This is a genomic window from Mesorhizobium sp. M7A.F.Ca.CA.003.01.2.1 (assembly GCF_003998945.1).
GTDB classification, from domain to species: Bacteria; Pseudomonadota; Alphaproteobacteria; order Rhizobiales; family Rhizobiaceae; genus Mesorhizobium; species Mesorhizobium ciceri.
The window spans coordinates 1-1,294 of record NZ_RZRA01001226.1 but is presented as its reverse complement, the minus strand read 5'-3'; the positions used below and the strand labels follow the sequence as shown (position 1 = coordinate 1,294).

Sequence of the window (1,294 nt, the reverse complement as noted above, 5' to 3'; positions counted from 1 at the left end):
GCTATTCGCCGGTCGTGCCATCGCGTTTCGGCAACCGCTACGCCTATGGCCACGTCGTCGAGAACGATCGCAATCTGATCGTCTCCGGCGGGCTCGGTTTCAGCATATTGCCGGTGCGTTTCGGGATGCGGCCGGAAATCCTGTCGATCGACCTTGGCTAAATCCAAATCGCCTCAGTGAAGCGATTTGATCGCGTCCATCACATCCGGCTCGGCCTTGTCGCCGTTGAAGGCATCGACGATGCCGAAGGCGCCGCCATAGCTCCACACCGACCATGAGAAGCCATGTGCTTCGGCACGCGCGATCATGTCCCTGACATAGGCGGCCCGATACCCAGCGGGCATCACATAGGAATTGCCGTATTCCTGGCGGATCATGCCGAACTCGCCCAGCGTGATGTTTCCAGGCTTGACGCCGTTGGCCCTCGCCCACGCCTCGACCTTTTCGAACGGCGCATCCATCAAGCCGAGCAGTCTGTCGGGGGTGTCCATGCTGGCGACCTGTTCGTCAAGATAGGCAAGCAGGCCGCTTTGCCGCGTCCATGGCGCCTCGGCCTTGATCCTGGCGCGGATGGTGTCGAGCGTCACGTCGAGCTGTGCCTTGGGCACCGCACTCAGCGGATAGGGCAGGCCAGTCACATAGGGGATGAAGTCTCCGGCCCAGGTTGCGCCCTGATGGGTGAGCAGAAACGGATCGTAGGAATGGAAGGTCCAGATGACGTTGTCGTCCGGAATCGTCTTCGGGTCGATCTTTTCCAACGAACTCGCGGCGGAATAGCAGGCGCCGGTCAGCACCAGGGTCAGTTTCGTAGCCGAGGATCGCGCCGCCGCGAACAGTTTGCGCTGGCGGTCCGGCCACAGGCTCGTGCCGTCGCTGTCGCAGTCCACGATCGGTTCGTTCATGGGCTCGAAGGCGACCTGGGCGGGATCTTCGCTGGCCAGCGTGCGGGCCATCTTGCGGACCATCTCGACATAGGCGTCGAAGGTCCGTGGGTCGCCCATCACTTCAGCCATTCCGATCTTGCGGCTGCCGCCGGCCGGGATCAGGTGCATGTCGACGATCACCTTGAGCCCGGCGCGGTTGATTATGCGCACCGAGTCCAGCACGCTGGCATAGAGATCGTCACGCAAGGCCACGGTCTGGTCGGACAGAAAGGGCGATGGATCGACCGGCATGCGCAGGAAATCGAAGCCGGCATCCTTCAACGCCTTGAGGTCGTCCTCCCCAAGGAATTTCCGCCACTCCGGATAGGGCAGGATGGCCTTGGCGTCGCCCCACTGGTCCTCGCCGGGCC

1 protein-coding gene and 1 pseudogene are annotated in these 1,294 nt (G+C 62.6%); one reads left to right on the top strand and one right to left on the bottom strand.

The window, feature by feature from the left end; translation table 11 throughout:
- Window positions 1–161, top strand: a pseudogene (locus EN969_RS36405) (metallophosphoesterase); the annotation flags it as partial.
- A 12-nt stretch (window positions 162–173) separates the two neighbouring features.
- Here the strand turns inward: EN969_RS36405 and EN969_RS31465 are convergent.
- A partial coding sequence (locus EN969_RS31465) for a cellulase family glycosylhydrolase (protein ID WP_127419753.1) occupies window positions 174–1,294 on the bottom strand: 1,121 nt, incomplete at its 5' end.